This window comes from Mycolicibacterium arenosum, from assembly GCF_024320865.1.
GTDB classification, from domain to species: domain Bacteria; phylum Actinomycetota; class Actinomycetes; order Mycobacteriales; family Mycobacteriaceae; genus Mycobacterium; species Mycobacterium arenosum.
Genome location: NZ_JANDBD010000001.1, coordinates 700089 through 716306 on the forward strand (window position 1 = coordinate 700089; position 16218 = coordinate 716306).

Consider the following 16218-nt stretch of genomic DNA (forward strand, 5'->3'; position numbering starts at 1 on the left):
GCTCGTCGGTAACGGCGGACCGTACGGTCTTCAACGACCTCAACGGGACTGACGGTATCGCTACGCTACTGTTGGTACCATAGCGCGATGCGAGCCGAAAAGCCCAGGCGATCCGCTCGAGGTAAACGGCGTTGAACGACTACGTCCCTCCTGACGACGCCGCCGATCCGCGTCGCGCGCGGTCGCGAACCCGCCTGCTCGACGCCGCGGCACATCTGCTCACCACGGGCGGGGTCGAGGCGGTCACGATCGACGCTGTCACCAAGGCTTCGAAGGTCGCGCGAACCACCCTCTACCGCCACTTCAACAGTTCGTCACATCTTCTTGCCGCGACGTTCGAGCGTCTGCTGCCCCAAGTCACCCCTCTGCCTCCCAGCTCGGTTCCGCTGCGCGAGCAGCTGATCGACTTACTCACACGACAGGCGGCCCTATTCGCCGAAGCACCCCTTCACCTGACCACCCTCGCCTGGCTCTCACTGGGGTCCGCGTCTACGGGCGACGACGACGCCGGGCATACGCAATCACTGCGTGCGAGGGTGGTTGACCAGTACCGGCAGCCGTTCGACACCATCCTGCAGAGTCCCCAGGCGCACGACGAACTCGATGACTTCGACATCGAACTCGCAATGTGCCAACTCGTCGGGCCGCTCGCATTCGCACGCATGACAGGACTTCACGCGATGAGCCGTCACCACTGCGAGGACATCGTCGATGACTTCCTCAAGGCCCATCGGCACCCGCGCTCGTAGATCGGTTAGCGTCCGCCGTCGCATTCGAGGCAGCCTCGGCTCGGCGGAATCTCATTGCACGCAATGCAGATCGGAAACCAATCCATCTGTGCGGGAGCACCTTTGGGTGTCGGCGTCCGGCTGAGTGCGAGACGATCTGGACGATGCCCGGCGTCGATCGGCCGCGATGCCGACCTCGCGACCGTTGAGAATGTCGGCACCTGCATCGCATCAACCGCACCTACCGCGCACGGGCGGCCCACACCGCGAACCACCGCATCTGGGTCGACGAACCCTTAGGGCGCCCCCTCGACCACTCTGACACTCCACTGTGACTCATTGCGATGGGCGGCCACTCGTTCGGCGAGAGTCCTTGTCTGACAGTGCGCTATGGCACGGGGACCGCCGAGGCACGGCAAGGCCAGTGACAAAGCCGCGCGCACGCAACTGACGGAATCGGGCGTTATCGGCGTGGTGCTCTCGGTTCGAGAGCCGAACATGATCGCGATGGCCGGCCCGGCACGAAGGTCGTCGCTCAGGGCGTGGGCTTCGGTGCGCGAGCTCCTCGCTCCGCGAGCCTGGCGGCAATGCCTTCGCGAGTCGGCCGGTCCGAATCGCTCAGGATCGCGTCCTTATATGCGTCTTCAACGGCGGCCCTAATGTCGGCGAACGATAGATCGTCAGCTTCTTTGAGCACGGCACTGGTCGTCTTCAGGCGCCAAGGGCGCATCAATCGATTGAGGAGTTCGCGACGCTGCTCGTCCGTTGGCTCGGGCAATTCCAGGACATCATCGAAACGGCGGAACAATGCGGTATCAAGAGCATGCCCTGTGTTGGTCGCCGCGATGAGCAGGCTGTCGCTGACATCGGCATCCAATAGCTGCAGGAATGTCGTGACGACGCGCTTTATCTCGCCAACATCGCTGTCATCGAGCCGCGTGCGTCCGAGCGCGTCGAATTCGTCGAACAGATAGACCCCTCGGACACGGGTGGCTTCTGCGAACACCTCGGTGAGCGTGCCTGCGGTCTCCCCGAGGTACTTGCTGAACACCACCTCGAGTCTGACGCGGATCAAGGGCAGCTTGAGTTCCCCAGCCAGTGCCTGGGCCGTCATGGTCTTTCCGCATCCCGGCGGGCCGTGAAGAAGGAGACGCCGTCGAGGCCGGAGGCCGTGGTCCGCCAACACCTGCGCGCGCCGCTGTTCAACCACGTAGCGGTCGAGACTCTTTCGAGTCGCGGGGGAGAGCACCAGGTCAGAGAGTTTGGTGTCGCTGTAGCCAACGGCCAGTATTTGCTCGAGGTTCCGAGGTGCTCTCGCCAACGGTGTAGCACGTGCGGGCGAGTCGGTCCGTGTTCCCTCGATTCGCAACTCACGGAGCCGCTCCGCCAGTCGAGAATGGCCGGCCCGCGATTCGGCGGCAATTACCTGGTTAAGGAGGTTCGAGAAACGTCGATCGTCGCCCGTGTAGTGCGCCCTGACCAGCTCGGTCAGGTACTCGGCGTTCGTCACGGCTCACCTCCTCATGGGTAGACTACGGCCTCGGCCGACAAAGTATTATTTTACTTCTAGAATGAGCAGTTATGCAGCAACGCGGCCGACCGGCACGCGCAACGAGGTCTCGCGAGGAGTTGGCTCGCGCGCTCGTCCGCACGCTCGGCGTCGCGCGGCAGGAGGCGGGCCTGACTCGGCCTCGATTGGCGGAGTTGAGCGGAGTATCCGTGCACACGATCGCCAAGATCGAACAGTCAGCCGTCACGGATCCCGGCTTCACGGTCGTAGCCGCGCTTGCCGGCGTGCTGGGGATTTCGTTGGATCTACTCCACCGGCGCGCGAAGGACTCTGCATCATCGGCTGGCGTGTCACGCTCGACTGACTTCACGGCAGAGACAGAATCGGCACCGTGATCGTCAACGGACTCGCGCTTCTTCCGCTGAGGCAAGCTGAGATGGAGCCGTTTCAGAGCCGCCGCCAAGGGCGCACGCCCGACGCGCCGGAACGGAACCGCAACCAACACGCATCTCACGTTCTCGAGCAGATAGACCGCGTTTCCCAGCAGATATCGGCCGCGAAGGCTGAGTACCCGAGTGACGAGTCGGGAGCGATCGTCACGGCACTGGGCCCGAACCTCGATGACCCGAACGTGTCGCGCCAGATCATCACAGACAGTCCTGGCGGCGAGCTGCTGGTCAGCGATCAAGGGCGAGTTGTTTTTCGAGTTGAGGATGATCTCGCGGGCTTGCGCGCGAAGGCGACTGCCTACGCCAATGAGGATACGAAGGGGGAAATCCCAGATACAGCAATCTCATTGCCCGCATTAATGAGATCTCGATGGCAACGATCGCCGACTTGAGCCTTGGTGAAATCTCGAACGACATCACGGACGAGGAACGCCTCTGGGTGGAGATCTGGACACGCGGCGGTACGGGCCTGAGCACGGCGGAACATGAGGCGATCGACGCTACAGTCGCCGCCTTCGCGGCGTTGACGACGGAGCCCGCCGGTCCGCTCCCAGTTTTCCGCGGTCCTGAACGCGACGTCCACGTGGTGCTTGCGAGCGGTGAGTCGCTGAAGGCGCTTCCAGTGCTGCTCCCGGATGCAGCCGAGGTACACATAGCTCCGACTGTGTTCCCGATCGTGATGGCCGAGGCGCAAGACGCAAGCGGTGAGGTCGCCGACGTGTATCCCCCGCCTCAGAATGCTGTCGCCGTGGCGATCCACGACAGCGGCATCGATGGAGCGCATCCATACGTAACGCCAGCACTCCTCGGTGCCGACAGCGTCGTACCCGGAACAACCGGTGCAGCGGACGTCGATGGCCATGGAACCGCAATGGCTGGTGTCGCCGCATACTCGACGCTCGCAGATGGTGTAGCCGAAGGTGAGCTCTATCCAGACGCGTGGCTAGTGGGTGTGCGGCTGCTCGAGTCCGCCGCGGAGCCAGGAGGTGACCCCGAGCGAGGTGTGCTGTGGGCGGATCGCACCACGGAGTCAGTGGAGGTCGCCGAGACGCTCGCCGGCGACCGACCCGTGGTTCACAACCTGAGCATTGGTGCAGACAACACCACCGTCGGCAGAAATGACCGCACCGCGTGGTCGGTCGCAGCCGACGTTCTCGGCTGGAATCACGGGGACGGACGGCTGCTAGTCGTCGCGGGCGGGAATGCCGAAACCATCACCGACCGAGACGATTACCCGTCCATCAATCTTGGACCCCCGTTTCTCCAACAACCCGCGCAGGCTTGGAATGTCGTCACTGTCGGTGGATACACAAGTCTCGACACCCTCACCGTTGAGGATGAGGGCTATGGATATCCGGCACCCTTGGCGGTCCGCGGACAACTGAGTCCCCACAGCCGGACAGCGGCTGCTGCGAACAGTCCGATCAAGCCCGACATCGTGATGGAAGCGGGGAACACAGCGCCTGGGGGCGGGCTCGAGAATCCCGAAGCGCAGGGACTCAGCATTCTCACGCTGCAGTCGACTGCGGGCATCTCGGTCTCACTTCTCCGCCGCACCTGCAAAACCAGTCCGGCGGCGGCCGCGGCGTCGAACGCGCTCGCCCGCATCGCTTCACAGCACCAGAATCTGACACCTGCGACGTGGCGAGCGCTCCTGGTGCACACGGCCCGCTGGCCCCAATCCGCCCTAGCGCAGCTCTCAGACAGGCGAGATCTCTTGCGCGCCTTCGGCTACGGTGTCCCGCGTCCGGAACGGGCAATGTCCAGCGACTCGAATCGGCCGATCATGATCTACGAGGGAAGCCTCATTCCCAGTAGGCATGACGAGAAGAAGGCCGATCGACGTGCCGACTTCATCGAGTTGCCTTTTCCTGATGATGAGTTGGACGCCATCGGTGAATCCAATGTTGAGCTCACGGTTACGTTGTCGTACTTCGCCGAGCCGACAGACAACCTAACCCGCCGGTCCTATGTTGGCGGTCGCCTCCGCTGGGATCTGCAGGGTCCGACTGAGACCGCCGACAGCTTCCGCGCCCGTATCAATCGCGTCGTCCTTGACCAGGGCGTGCCCCCAGGGAGTGGTTCCTATGCCTGGGAGATACCTCCGGACGACAGATCCCGCGGGACGTTGCAACACGATTACGCGACAGTGCCCGCCGCGAATATTGCAGGCACGCGATTGCTCGCCGTGTATCCGGTACTCGGGTGGTGGGAAGATTCGCAAAAGGGTTGGGAAAAGGTTCTTCCGTACTCAGTTGTTGTGAGTGTCGACCTCGGCGACGTCGACATCGACCTACACGGCATTCTCGCCGAAGCCCTCGTCCCCGCCACGGTTCCAGTGGAACTCGATGAATAGCCGTTCCGTCGTCTGCCGGCTGCTCGGTTGAAACTGAGAGCGCGGCAGTCCTCGAACGGCTTCAGCCCCGCGGTCACACGCGATGCGGCAGTCAACGCTCCAATCCGAAGGTCGGACGTTGTGTCTGTCTTTCTGTCACGCGCCAGATGGACTCGTCGACTCGACTGCTAGACGCGTGCTGTCTACGCAGGCGTTCGCGTTCAGCGAGGCTTGAGGCCACGTCTGGCTCCAGCAGTCGGGAGTCGCAGCGCAGCGCCTGGTCGAGAACCGGGTCGAAGTCGGGTTGGTTGGCGCGCCTAGAGGGGGTCGCCGCATCGACGCTGAGCGTGACCGACCAGGGCAAGTCACCATGCAGGAGTCTGAGTAGTGGCCAAGACGGTGCGGGAGGCCAGCCGTGGTCGTCGCCATCAATTAAGACGAGTCGGGCGTGGCGCTCGGCGATATGTTCGGCGAGGTCGACGAGGACTGCCGGGTCTGCATGCGCGGCATGGTCGATGACAAGGGTTGTATTGGAGTCGATTTCGCGCTCTCGCCGAACGATCTGTCCATGGACATCGGCGAGCATGAGTGAGGTGCGCTCATGCCCACTGGGCACGGGCGGGTGCTCATCGGCGGCAGAGCACAACGTGATTGCGTGCCCCTGTTCGGCGGCCGAGGCGCGCAAGATGTCGAGGGCTTCGCGAGCGGTGTCGGAGTCGCCGGCGTGGACGGCAGTGACGGTGAAGCCACTGCGAGCGAGGTTGGTAATCCCGCGTGCCGTGAGTTCGGGGAGGTGTTGGACAGTATCGGGGTCGATGTGGATCGCGCGTTCGAAGCGGTAGTCGCCGGCGGCGCGCAGCATGGCAAGTTCAGTGTGCAGCTCGTCGATGTGATCGAGAATGTAATCAGTGGTGCGGGTTTCGCCTTCGGCAAAGGCTTTTGCGGTGGCAGATTCAGCGCGGTCGAGTTCAATGACGAGTTGGTCGCGGTGTGCGCGCGCCGCGGTGACTGCGGCGAGGTCGTCGGCGATGGCCCGCTTGCGGGCGGCTTCGACCGTCTCGTCGGTGACGATCCGGTCGGCGCCTCCCGCGGCGTCGGCGCGTTGGGTCATCACCTCGGCAAGTTCGTGGTGGAACCGTTGTGCCGGTGAATGATCGGGTATCGCGAGGGTGGCGAGTTTGACGGCGGCTCGGGCAGATTCGATGTCGAGCGCGTCCATGTGCGCGTCGGCCTCAGCCAGCGTGAGCTGGTCCTGCGTGTAGCGCAGGTAGTCGAGGGCGTGTTGGTAGTCGGTCTCGGCGTCGGCCCAGCGGGCGAGGACGTCCTGGACGGCGATTGCGTAGGGCCGGTCGGCAGCCGCACGTTCCCGTAGTTCCCGTAGCTGTTCAGCGGCGGCGCGGACAGCCGGGCCGTCGTTGCGGCGAACGCGGTCCTGTAGTTCGCGGAGGTGTTCGGTGGCGAGGTGTTTGGCTTCGCGTAACGCCCTGACGTCCGCCACCACCTCGTTGAGGGGGCGGGGTGCCGGTCGTTCGGTGAGGAGCTCGTCGAAGGAGAGCACGAAATCCACTGCGCCGTCGTCGAAGAGATCCGGTGGGAGATCCTCGATGTCCGTCGGCGGGATGAGGTGCCCGCCGTGACCGAGTCCGAGCATCTCGAGCAGGACGTCATCGGGCGGCACCGTGGCCAGTTGGTGCGGGTCGGGCACCCAATGTAGCAAGACTTCTTCTTCGTCGATGTCAACGGGGATGTCGGCGTCTAGGCACGCCGGAATGTCGTTGTGGTCGTAGGGGTTCGGGTTGGCGAACAGGTCGATCGAATAGGTGAGCAAGCGGGCGCACTGGTCGGGCCGGATGGTGTCGTCGTGGTCGCGGAGGTGCTCGTGCGCCAGCTGCAGCAGTTCGATCGGGGTCCAGCGTTCGGGGTCGGCGGTGTCGATCGCGACGACGAGACCGCCGAACGCGGGGTCGGCGGTGATGGTTTCGGCTGTCGCCGAGCCGAAGACGCGGTGCAGGTCCGGTAGCCAGTCGGGCCGCAGGTAGTCGGTGCGGGTGTCGAGGGTGGCGGGGTGGAGTCGTCCGGACAGGCGCCACCAGAGGGCGGCGCCGGGCATCTGGTCGGGCAGTGGTCCGTCGGCGGCGGCGTCGGCGAGGAGTTGTCGGACGTCGACGTCAGTGCGCGCGACCTCGGCCAAACGGCTGGCGAGTTGCGGCCAGTAGGGGTCGCGCCGGATGCGGGGATCGAGCCGGTCCAGATAGTGGAAGCGACGATGATCGGTTGCGGTGCAGCCGATTTCACGGGTGGCCAGGTCCGCCAGCAGGTTCTGGGCGCGGCGATCGCGAGTGGCGTACTGCTCGGGCCCGGTGAGTCGGGTGTCAGGGTCGGGTACATCGTGGGCGGCGCGGAACACCGCGATCTCCGCCCTAACCCCCGCATTCGCGGTGACGAGAGGGCGGGCCCAGCGGGGCGCGGTGGCGGCATCCCAACCGGCGGCGGTATGCCGGATCTGCTCGGCGAGTGTGGTGACGAGGTCGCGGCGCGCGTGCAGGTAGTCGGCCCAGTCGGTGCTGTCGACGAGCGCCTGGGGGAGGGGTGGCAGCCAGCGCAGCGGTCCGGCATCGCGGGTGTCGGCGCCGGGTTCCAGGCGGTAATCGAGGACGGCGGCGGGGTCGGCGACGTTGGCGAGATCGCCCTGTGCGGCAGCGGCTTCCAATCGCCGGATGGGGTCGTGGCCGGCGATGGCGAGCAGCGCCAGGTGCAGGCGCAGGGTCGGCCATCCGCCCGCGGCAGTCAGATTCGGATGGATGGTGTCAGCGGCGGTATCGATCGCCGCCATGGAGGCAGCGCCGAGGTGGTGTTCGGCCAGTGCGCCGATGGCGTGGACGTACATCCGGGATGCGTGCCCGAGGCGTTGGAACGGGTCTTCGGCGGTTCGTTGTTCGGTGGTCGCCGAGACCGCGGCGCCGTCGCGGGCGAGGACGCGTTGCAGGACGTCGAGGGCGGTGTCGGGGTGGGTGGCTTTGGGGGTGAGGACGCGGTGGGCGTCGGTCTCGGCGGTCGGCAGGTAGACGTGGTTCTCGTCGGTGGCGCGTGTCATGGCGGTGTAGAGCTGTTGGCGGGTCAGCCGATCCGACCCGACGACGTGGCAGCTTCCGGTCGTGGTCTTGGAACCGATGGTCATGCCCTGGGAGGCGTCGATCGTCGACGCGTACCCGAGCGTCGTGTAGGCCCGGACGTACCAGGCGGGCAGCGTCGTCTTCTGGCCGGTGTCGAGGCGCGCGACCGTCAGTCCGCCGTCGCGGGTGACCTTGTCGACACGCCAGCGGTAGCCGTTGCGGACGAAGTCTGTGCCCCCCAGGCGCAGGGTCCGCTTGTTGCGGCGGGTCGCCACTACGTCACCCACCGACGCACGCAACCCGTCGGCCAACTCGGCTTCGCGGAGATCCGCGGGCCGAATCTGCTTGCCCTCTGGAACCATTCGCTGAAGGCGGTCGAGGCGGGCGCGTTCGTTGAGTTGGGTGACGATGTCGTTGGTGGGGGCGAGCATTGCACTGTCGTAGCCGCGGTTCCGGTCGTCGGCCCAGGCTCGGTAGACCTGGTGGATGACGGTGTCGTCGGAGCCGACGTGGATGCGGTGCTGGTCGGCGTAGAACGCTAACCCCGCCGGATCCCCCTCCCGCAACGCCAACCCGGCGTGCGCTTCGGTGCGAGACCGGAACCGGATCACCTCGGTCAAGGTCAGCGCGCCGTAGGTGGCGTCGATATCGCGCAACACACCGCCCGCCGAGACGGAGGCCAGCTGCTGGTCGTCGCCGATCAACCTGACGCTGGCGCCGCGGGCGAGAGCGGTGGTGATGACGGCGTCGAGCTGTCGCGTGCCGGCCTTGCCTGCCTCGTCGAGGATGATCAGCGTGTTCTCGTTGATGGCGTCGAACCACTGTCGCGCCGGATCTTCGTGGGCGTTTGGATGGCTTTGTAGCCAGATGAACTTGTCGACGGTGTCGCACTCGGAACCGATGTCCTCGCGCAGCAGCTGGGCTTGATTCGCACCGGGGGACAGGCCGAGAACGGTGCCACCGGACTCCACCCACGCACGTGCGAGCGCGGCCATCGCGGTCGTCTTCCCCGACCCGGCGGGAGCGAGCGCGAGCTGAACCCGCGCACCGGAGCAGGCCATCTCGCGGACGACGGCGCGCTGGCCGGGGTTGAGTTCTGTTCCGCTGGTGGCCTTCAATCCGAGCAGCGCGAGGTTGACTGTCTCGTCGTCGATGCGGCGGCCGTCGCGTTGTCCGGCGGCGTGCAGGATGCGTGTCTCGGCGGCCAGGATCTCCGCACTGGTGAACAGGGCGGTGCCGTGCGTGGTGTAGACGCTGGCGCCGTCGCGGCGACGCAGCACCGCCGGCTCACCCAATTCGGCGTCTGTGATCCGGGCGTGTGCACGGCTCAACGGTTCGGCAAGAGCGGCCGCGGTAATGGCCTCCGCGAGATGCGCATCGGACGCCATTCCGACAGTGCGGATGCGGCGTTGGGATTCCGCGTAGACGTGCGCGAACTGCCAACTCGACCGTGATGAGGAGACGGTGTCGACGACGAGGCGGGCCTGTTCCGCCACCCATCCCGGCGTCACCGTCACCGTCTGCTGAGGCACACACGCGTGGACGCCGACGAGCACCGTCGACAGGGCGTACTGGGAGCCGAGGTGTTCGATGGCCTGGGTGCGCCACTGCTGCCGCTGCTCGGCCAACGACCTGGGTTCGTGCTTGGCGACGCGGGTTTCCAGCGTCGCCTGCTGATGAAGCGAGATGGCTTCGATGGTGGTGGGTTCGCGACCGTGATCGCTCTGAAACCGCTTCGCCAATTCGGTGTACCGGTCCCGAATCAACGCTCGTCGGGTGGAGAACATCTCGCACAGATCGGCGGGGATGCCGACGATCTCGCGCACCGGACGCTTGCCGCGTTCGGATGAGAGTCGTTCCTCGAAGACGACGCCGGCGAGCTGGGTGGCGTACGCCTCGAGGCGGGTGTTGTAGAACTCCGAGGCCGCGACCGTGGTCTTGAACAACGGCCGTCCGTCCAATGCGAGCCACCGCGGAACACCGTCGGCGCCGAGGGCGCGGACCTTGTTGGAGACGGCGATGTGGGTGTGCAGATCGGGGTCTCCGGCGCGGCTGTCGCGGTGCACGAAGCGCGCGGCGATGAATCCTTCGGTGTCGAGTTGCGCTACTCCTTGGGCGCCGATGCGGGTGAAGGCGGCATTGTCCTGGAGGAACTCGAGGGTGTCGGCGACGGCCCGATCGTGGCACTGCTCCAACGTCTTCGACAGCTCCAACGGCGCCAAAGCCCACAGCACCGAGAAGCTCTTCACGGGGCTGAACGTCAGGTCGTAGCCCGCGGTGGAGGTGGTCTGATCACGCGACTGGGTGGCGATGAACCCCGTCAGTTCCCGCTCATCCGACGGCACGCGCCCGTACTCCGAATGAAACATGTCCCGCGCGATGACAGTCCGAAGTCGAGCCCGTAGTGCGTCGTCGATAGGGGCGTTCCACGGGAGGCTCTGGCTGAGATTGTGGTCGCGGAACGCCACGGCCAACCGGCGCTGCAGTTCGGTGGACGCGTCGTTGATGAGGAACGGCCGACCCAGGTTCACCGCGGCGGTCGCGGCGCCTTTCCCGGCTCCGCGCAGGATCAGGTGTTCGGCGATACGACCGGCATTCGGGTGCAGTCCCAACCCGAACAGGGCGCGCATCTGGTCCTCGGTGACCTGCGATCCGCGGCCTACCCGCCAGAGTTCGGTCTCGAAGTCGGAGGTGAGTTCGCGGCCCGCCGGGGTGTGGAAGGCGTCGAGTCCGCGGCCGGTCCACTCGCCGGGTGACTCGCCCTTGTCGGAGTAGTAGTCGGCGAGCGTTGTGCGGCCGCGGTTTTCGTCGTCGTGCGCGGCGGTCTGCCGGACCAGATACACGTATCCGTCTCCGGCGGTGAGCTTGTGGATGCTCATCATGACCGCGTCACAGCGTGACCATAAGACGGTTACCCCACGGGTTTTGCGATCGTAGATCGCACCCCGTCTGAACAGGAGTTATGCCGCTGTCGTGATCGCATCAGATGCGATTGGCCACGATCTACCGGCGTGCAAGAGGTGTGTGGTGCGCAAGCGGGGCCGGCGGGCCCGCGATGTGGGCAGGGGCCGAGGGGCGGAATCGGGACGACCGAGCGATCGGTGGTTGGTTCCAGGTTGACTCGGTCGACGGTGCCTGGGGCGGAGGAGCGTCGGAGTTGGCGTCGGGGCGTGGAATGGCTGCGGGTTGGTTGTCGCCGCGCGCCGCCGCGCCGCAGGCGCGGCGGCGCGCACCCAAGGCCGGCGGAGCCGTGGGGTGATCGGCTTAGCATCGCCGGTATGGACGGGACGACGAGTCGCAAGCAGGCGCGGGCGAGGGTGCTGGAGCGGCAGCGCGACGCGGCCGCGGCGCGAGAAGCACGGGAGCGGGCCAACATCGGCGATCTGACGGAGTTCACGGTGCAAGCCGCGCGGGCTGCCGAGGTTGACGGGTGGCTGGCGCACAGACTGGAGGCGCTGCACGCCGAGGCGGAGCGGCGCCGCGACACTCACCGCCTGGCGGCGGGGCTGGCGCTTCGGCGGATGCGGTTGCGCGGGGAGACGATTCCGGGTATCGCCGATGCGGCCGGTGTGTCTATCGGTCGGGTGCGCGATTTCCTCAAGATGGCCGCACGATCCGACGCGGGCGATCAGCCCGCTGCGGCAGTGGCCTCAGCGCAGGTGCCGCCGCTGCCCACGCCGATGGACCAGATCGCTGATGGGCGTGCTGTTTCCGCGCGGGATGCGGCCGACCGGCAAGGAACGTAGCGGCGTCGTCGGGGCGGTCAATGGCTGTGCGGGCACGACCGTGCCGATGCTCGTCGACAGGAGCGGCGCACCGAGCGGGTTACTGCCACGCGGTCCGGTCGGGATCCCATACCTGTGCGGAGGCGTCACCGGTCAGCACGGGGTCGGCGAATTCGATGACCGACTCGATGACTGGGTGCAACCGCGGTGGTAGATCATCTCGGGTGTGACGTCGTCGCCACTGTTCCCATTTCGGTTGAGACAGATCGGCGTAACCGTCGAGGACATCGGCGAGACTCGCGAGTGCGACAACGCGGTGCGCGGCGACCTCGCGGATCGCGTCGCGCAGGGTGGACCCCGACACGGAGTGACTGCGCGTGAGGGTCCAGATATCGCCGAAGTCCCGCCACCGTGTGTTGGCCGTGCCGCGTTGCACCGCGGTGACGATCTTCTCGGCGAGCACCATGTGCAGCGGGTAGCCCCGCAACTCGATCGGGTCACCATCGAGTAGTCGCGGCACGGAGACAATGTCCGGTCCGGGAATGATCGGATCGCCGATGTTCACGTCGACGTGAAAGCGGAGACGCACCTTGCCGATCCGCGCGTCGACACTCACGCGGACACCCGAGTAGTCGTCCTCCTCGCGGATGACTTCGGCAGTGGCGCCGGCGGTGCTGAACTGGACACCGTCATCGATCGGAAGTGCTGCCTCGCAAACGTTCACGATCTGAGAAAGGACCGACGACGGGGCGTTGCTGATGTTCTCCGCCGCGAGATCGACGTCGCGTGTGGGGCGTCGGTTGCCGAACGCGGCGAGCAGTACACCGCCTTTGAGGATGAAGTCGTCGCGGGCGTCGCTGGTGGCCAGGCGCGCCAGGAACCCCTCCAAGGCGTACAGGTCGAGCAGTTCCTGGGTGTTTCGCCCGCTCGCCTTGGCGCGTTTCTGGAGCTCGCGGTACGCCCGTTGGCCGGCGTCGTCGCGCGGACCGGCGTTCACAGCAGGATGCTCAGTGCCTGCTGCAGCGCGCGCTGCGCGTGGGGAAAGGACCGCGCCATCCGCAGGATCTCCGATGGTTGGCCGCCGTGGCGCAACCAGCGCTTCAGCGCGTCGTTCGCCTGGTCGACTCCTTCGTGGTGCTGGAGGCGGTAGGTGTCGATGATCGTTCGGGGTGCTGAGTAGAGCCCGATCGTCCGATCGCCATCGATGTCCAGTTCCTCGCGACCGATGTCGAACGTGTCGGTGGCGAAGCGGTGCCAGCTGACATGGGCGGTGACCTTCGGGGCCCAGTCGCCGCGGGGGATGGCGATGTCGATTGCGGCGGGGATGTCATCGGTGAGGTCGTGTCGGACGAGTGCTGATCGCAGCGCGATGGTGGCACGAGGTGCCGCGGAGGCGATCTCGACGAGTTCCTCATCGCCGTACCAGTCGCTCTTGCGGTAGAAGCCGCGCGCGATCGGCGTGATCCGCCCATCGAGTCGAAGGGTTTGCAGCTGCCGCTTGCTCATGTGTTCCAGCGCTTCGGCCGATCGAAACGTTGGCGGCAGACGGGAGAGGATGTCATCGCTATCCATGTCGACCTCGTCCCAAATCCTTCACAGTGGTATATGGACTGTATAGGATTCGGCACGCGCTGTCGACGGTGTTTGGCTGCGCGTGCACGTCATCTGCGGTCGCCTGCGTCGGGCATCAGCGCGATCAACGCTGGGGCTGTTGCTGTTTCGCGAGGTAGGCGTCCACGGCGGCGGATCGGCGATGGCCGGCGGGAACGACGCGGCCCTCCAACTTCGCTGATGCCTTTGTGGACCGCACGCCGGCCTTCTTGACGGCAGCCTTCGACACCACCACCGTCTTCGGTGTGGTGCGCGCCATCAGTTCACCTCCATGCGTCGTGGGTCTCGGTTGAGGTTATCGGCGTGCTGGCGGTGATGGCGATGCCATTACCGGCCCTCGCTCTGGCGGAGCGGCCTCCGCGGGGTCAGACTGCCAAGGGGAGGTGCAAGCGTGTCCGATGCCGATGAGATCGCCGACGCGATTGAGCAGAGCCTCGCCGCTGCGGACTACGGTGCCGCGCTGTCCGCTCGCGGCCTCACGCTGGTGGCGCTGAACGACGCAGGCGAGATCGTCGAGTACCGCCCCGACGGCGGCCTCTCGCACTAACTCTCGAGCGGGACCGACTGGCGGTCGAGGTTCTCGATGAACTCGACGATCGCCGCCTCTGATATCAACCGGCGTCGGCCGACCTTGACGCTGCGCAGCTGGCGGCTGGCGATGAGTCCGAAGGCGGTCGAGCGGCCGACGCGCAGGCGCTTCATGACCTCTTCGACGGTATGCAGTTGGGCCGGGGTGGTGTGCGTGGACTCCATGCGAGCTCCTGTGTCGAAATGAGACAGAACCCGCAGGCCCTGCGCCTATGAAGTGTGTCTACTCCTCTCTTCAAGTTTGCACAACTGCAAGATAGTCTGTGTCGATATGAGGCAAGAATGGGCAGACGAGCTGCACCGACGCGTGGCCGCGGCGATCAAAGCCGCACGCTCCGGGCGGTCCGCGCAGTGGCTCGCTGACGAGACCGAACGGATCGGCTTTCCGATCACGCGTGCGCAGATCGCCAACTACGAGAGTGGCCGCAAGAAGGGGCTCGACCTCACGGAGCTGCTGATGCTGGCTGCCGCACTGCGTGTGCCACCCGTCGTCCTGCTGTTCCCCGACCTTCCCGACGGGCCCGTCGAGGCCCTTCCCGGTATCACGGTCGACAGTTGGGATGCCGCGGCGTGGTTTTCCGGCGAAGCGAGAGCTCCGGATGCCGGGGCGGGGGAGAAGCCCGAAACCGCGGAGTCCAAGCGCATCTGGGCCGTGCGCGAGCGGTTGACGCAATTGGCGTCCATCGGTCGCTTCTACGACTGGATCAAGGAGATCGGCAAAAGGTCCACGCCGTTGAGGCCCGGCGATCCCGAGATGCGCGCCTTCAAACTTCAGCTGGAGAGCCTTCGTGACGAGGTCGCTCGACTCGAAGAGATCATTCGTGAAAACGGGGGTGTGCTCGATGCTTCAAGCGCAGTCTGACAAGACGACGACGAACCAACAGGGGAACGGGGATTGGTGATGGCGAGCTCAAGGCAACAGCTGCCTCCGCAGATCAAGAAGGTCGAAGTACTCGACCGCACGACGGGTAAAACCGTTGTGCGATATCAGGTTAGGGTCGATGCAGGCATCGATCGCGTGACGGGTACTCGCCGACAAGTCCGCCGACGATTCAAGACGGAGCGTGAGGCGCGCGAGGAGCTCGGCAAGGTCAGCGACCAGGCCGCTATGGAGACGTTCGTGCCGCGCAAAGCCGTCACCGTCGAAGACATGTGTGCGGACTGGCTTGCGTCGCTGCACCATGCTCGCGCCACCACGCTCAACGCCCTGACCTACGCTCTGGCACCGCTGCGCGAACGCCACGGCACGATGCCGGTACAGAAGCTGACCCGACCGGATCTCGACCGCCTGTTGAAGGACCTGCGCGATGGCGGCACCGTCACCGCCAAGGGGCATACTCGACGCAAGTGGTCGCCGCGGTCTCTGAACAAGGCGGTCGACGCGTGGCGCTCGATGCTGGACTACGGAGTCGAGCGTCGCGAGCTCGCGCACAATGTCGCGGCCGCGATCAAGAAGGCTCCGAAGGCGCACTCCGAGATGGCCACCTACACCCCCGACGAGATCGGCCGTGTGTTGCGCGCCGCCGACGACGATCGCAACGGCCACCTCTGGTACCTGGCGCTGTCGGGGCTCCGGCGAGCAGAGATCGCCGGACTGCGTTGGAGTGACATTGATTTGGATGCCCGGACGCTCAGCATCGCCCGCAATCGGGTTCAGGCCGGGGCCGGCAACGTGGTCGAGAACGATCCGAAGACTCGGTCGTCGCGGCGCACGCTGCCCCTCGACGACGGGCTGGCCGCGGTGCTGCGTCGGGCCTCGGCCCGGTACGCGCAGGAGCGCCTCGCCCTCGGAGCTGGGCACTGCGATTCCGGCTACGTCGCCGTCAGCACGACCGGAGAGCCGTACACCCCCGATGCCCTGACGCGGAAGTGGGGCTCGATCTGCAAGGCCGCGAAGGTGCCGCCGATCCGGCTGCACGACGCGCGCCACTCCTGCGGAACGGCGATGCATCTACGAGGGGTCCCAGTGGCCGTCATAGCGAAGTGGCTCGGCCATGCGAACCCGTCGATCACAACGAGTTTGTACGTGCACAGCCAGGACGATGCGCTGAAGGCCGCCGCAGTGAGTTTGGGCGGAATCATTAAGTCAACATGACGCTGGCGCTGGACTGGAGCCACACGACGATGTGGGCACGACTCGGCGGCCAAGCTTTGGAACC

14 protein-coding genes are annotated in these 16218 nt (G+C 65.9%); 8 read left to right on the top strand and 6 right to left on the bottom strand.

What is annotated here, in order from left to right; all coding sequences use genetic code 11:
- Nucleotides 1-131 precede the first annotated feature (131 nt).
- Complete coding sequence (locus tag NM203_RS03445) at nucleotides 132-749, top strand: TetR/AcrR family transcriptional regulator (protein WP_255058205.1); 618 nt, start codon at nucleotides 132-134, stop codon at nucleotides 747-749.
- 514 nt (nucleotides 750-1263) lie between these two features.
- Here NM203_RS03445 and NM203_RS03450 read toward each other — a convergent pair.
- Nucleotides 1264-2238 (bottom strand): AAA family ATPase, encoded by a 975-nt coding sequence (locus NM203_RS03450; protein ID WP_255058207.1) that lies wholly within the window; start codon nucleotides 2236-2238, stop codon nucleotides 1264-1266.
- A 71-nt stretch (nucleotides 2239-2309) separates the two neighbouring features.
- Here NM203_RS03450 and NM203_RS03455 point away from each other — a divergent pair, with 71 nt between their 5' ends.
- Genes NM203_RS03455 through NM203_RS03465 form a run of 3 tightly spaced genes read left to right on the top strand, consistent with a single transcriptional unit; the run spans nucleotide 2310 to nucleotide 5043 of the window.
- Nucleotides 2310-2633 carry a helix-turn-helix domain-containing protein gene (locus NM203_RS03455; RefSeq protein ID WP_255058208.1) on the top strand — a complete coding sequence of 108 codons (324 nt, stop codon included), beginning with the start codon at nucleotides 2310-2312 and terminating at the stop codon, nucleotides 2631-2633.
- Nucleotides 2630-3079, top strand: a complete 450-nt coding sequence (locus tag NM203_RS03460) for a hypothetical protein (protein WP_255058209.1) — start codon at nucleotides 2630-2632, stop codon at nucleotides 3077-3079. The genes NM203_RS03455 and NM203_RS03460 overlap by 4 nt, the downstream gene beginning before the upstream one ends.
- Nucleotides 3058-5043 (top strand): S8 family peptidase, encoded by a 1986-nt coding sequence (locus NM203_RS03465; protein ID WP_255058210.1) that lies wholly within the window; start codon nucleotides 3058-3060, stop codon nucleotides 5041-5043. The genes NM203_RS03460 and NM203_RS03465 overlap by 22 nt, the downstream gene beginning before the upstream one ends.
- 91 nt (nucleotides 5044-5134) lie before the next feature.
- On the opposite strand, the gene mobF is transcribed toward NM203_RS03465, so the two are convergent.
- The gene (mobF, locus tag NM203_RS03470) at nucleotides 5135-11017 is read right to left on the bottom strand and encodes a MobF family relaxase (RefSeq protein WP_255058211.1); all 5883 of its coding nucleotides are present in this window, start codon (nucleotides 11015-11017) and stop codon (nucleotides 5135-5137) included.
- Between the two features lie 396 nt (nucleotides 11018-11413).
- On the opposite strand from mobF, the gene NM203_RS03475 reads away from it, so the two are divergent.
- Nucleotides 11414-11881, top strand: coding sequence for a hypothetical protein (locus tag NM203_RS03475; RefSeq protein WP_255058213.1), 468 nt, complete (start codon nucleotides 11414-11416; stop codon nucleotides 11879-11881).
- 79 nt (nucleotides 11882-11960) lie between these two features.
- On the opposite strand, the gene NM203_RS03480 is transcribed toward NM203_RS03475, so the two are convergent.
- The 3 genes from NM203_RS03480 to NM203_RS03490 all read right to left on the bottom strand — a co-directional run bounded on the left by NM203_RS03480 (nucleotide 11961) and on the right by NM203_RS03490 (nucleotide 13730).
- The gene (locus NM203_RS03480) at nucleotides 11961-12857 is read right to left on the bottom strand and encodes a nucleotidyl transferase AbiEii/AbiGii toxin family protein (RefSeq protein ID WP_255058214.1); all 897 of its coding nucleotides are present in this window, start codon (nucleotides 12855-12857) and stop codon (nucleotides 11961-11963) included.
- Nucleotides 12854-13432: a type IV toxin-antitoxin system AbiEi family antitoxin domain-containing protein gene (locus NM203_RS03485; protein ID WP_255058215.1), complete on the bottom strand. Its 579-nt coding sequence runs from the start codon at nucleotides 13430-13432 to the stop codon at nucleotides 12854-12856. Before NM203_RS03485 ends, NM203_RS03480 begins: the two co-directional genes overlap by 4 nt.
- A 124-nt stretch (nucleotides 13433-13556) precedes the next feature.
- Nucleotides 13557-13730 (bottom strand): hypothetical protein, encoded by a 174-nt coding sequence (locus NM203_RS03490; protein WP_255058216.1) that lies wholly within the window; start codon nucleotides 13728-13730, stop codon nucleotides 13557-13559.
- A 132-nt stretch (nucleotides 13731-13862) separates the two neighbouring features.
- On the opposite strand from NM203_RS03490, the gene NM203_RS03495 reads away from it, so the two are divergent.
- Nucleotides 13863-14018 (top strand): hypothetical protein, encoded by a 156-nt coding sequence (locus tag NM203_RS03495; protein ID WP_255058317.1) that lies wholly within the window; start codon nucleotides 13863-13865, stop codon nucleotides 14016-14018.
- Here NM203_RS03495 and NM203_RS03500 read toward each other — a convergent pair.
- Entirely contained in the window at nucleotides 14015-14224 is a 210-nt protein-coding gene (locus NM203_RS03500) for a helix-turn-helix domain-containing protein (protein WP_255058217.1), read from the bottom strand. The genes NM203_RS03495 and NM203_RS03500 overlap by 4 nt on opposite strands.
- Before the next feature lie 106 nt (nucleotides 14225-14330).
- Between NM203_RS03500 and NM203_RS03505 the strand changes: the two genes are divergently transcribed.
- A complete protein-coding gene (locus NM203_RS03505; RefSeq protein WP_255058218.1) occupies nucleotides 14331-14921 on the top strand; it encodes a helix-turn-helix domain-containing protein in 591 nt (196 codons plus the stop codon).
- A 39-nt stretch (nucleotides 14922-14960) separates the two neighbouring features.
- Nucleotides 14961-16154, top strand: coding sequence for a site-specific integrase (locus tag NM203_RS03510; RefSeq protein ID WP_255058219.1), 1194 nt, complete (start codon nucleotides 14961-14963; stop codon nucleotides 16152-16154).
- The last annotated feature ends 64 nt before the right edge of the window (nucleotides 16155-16218 follow it).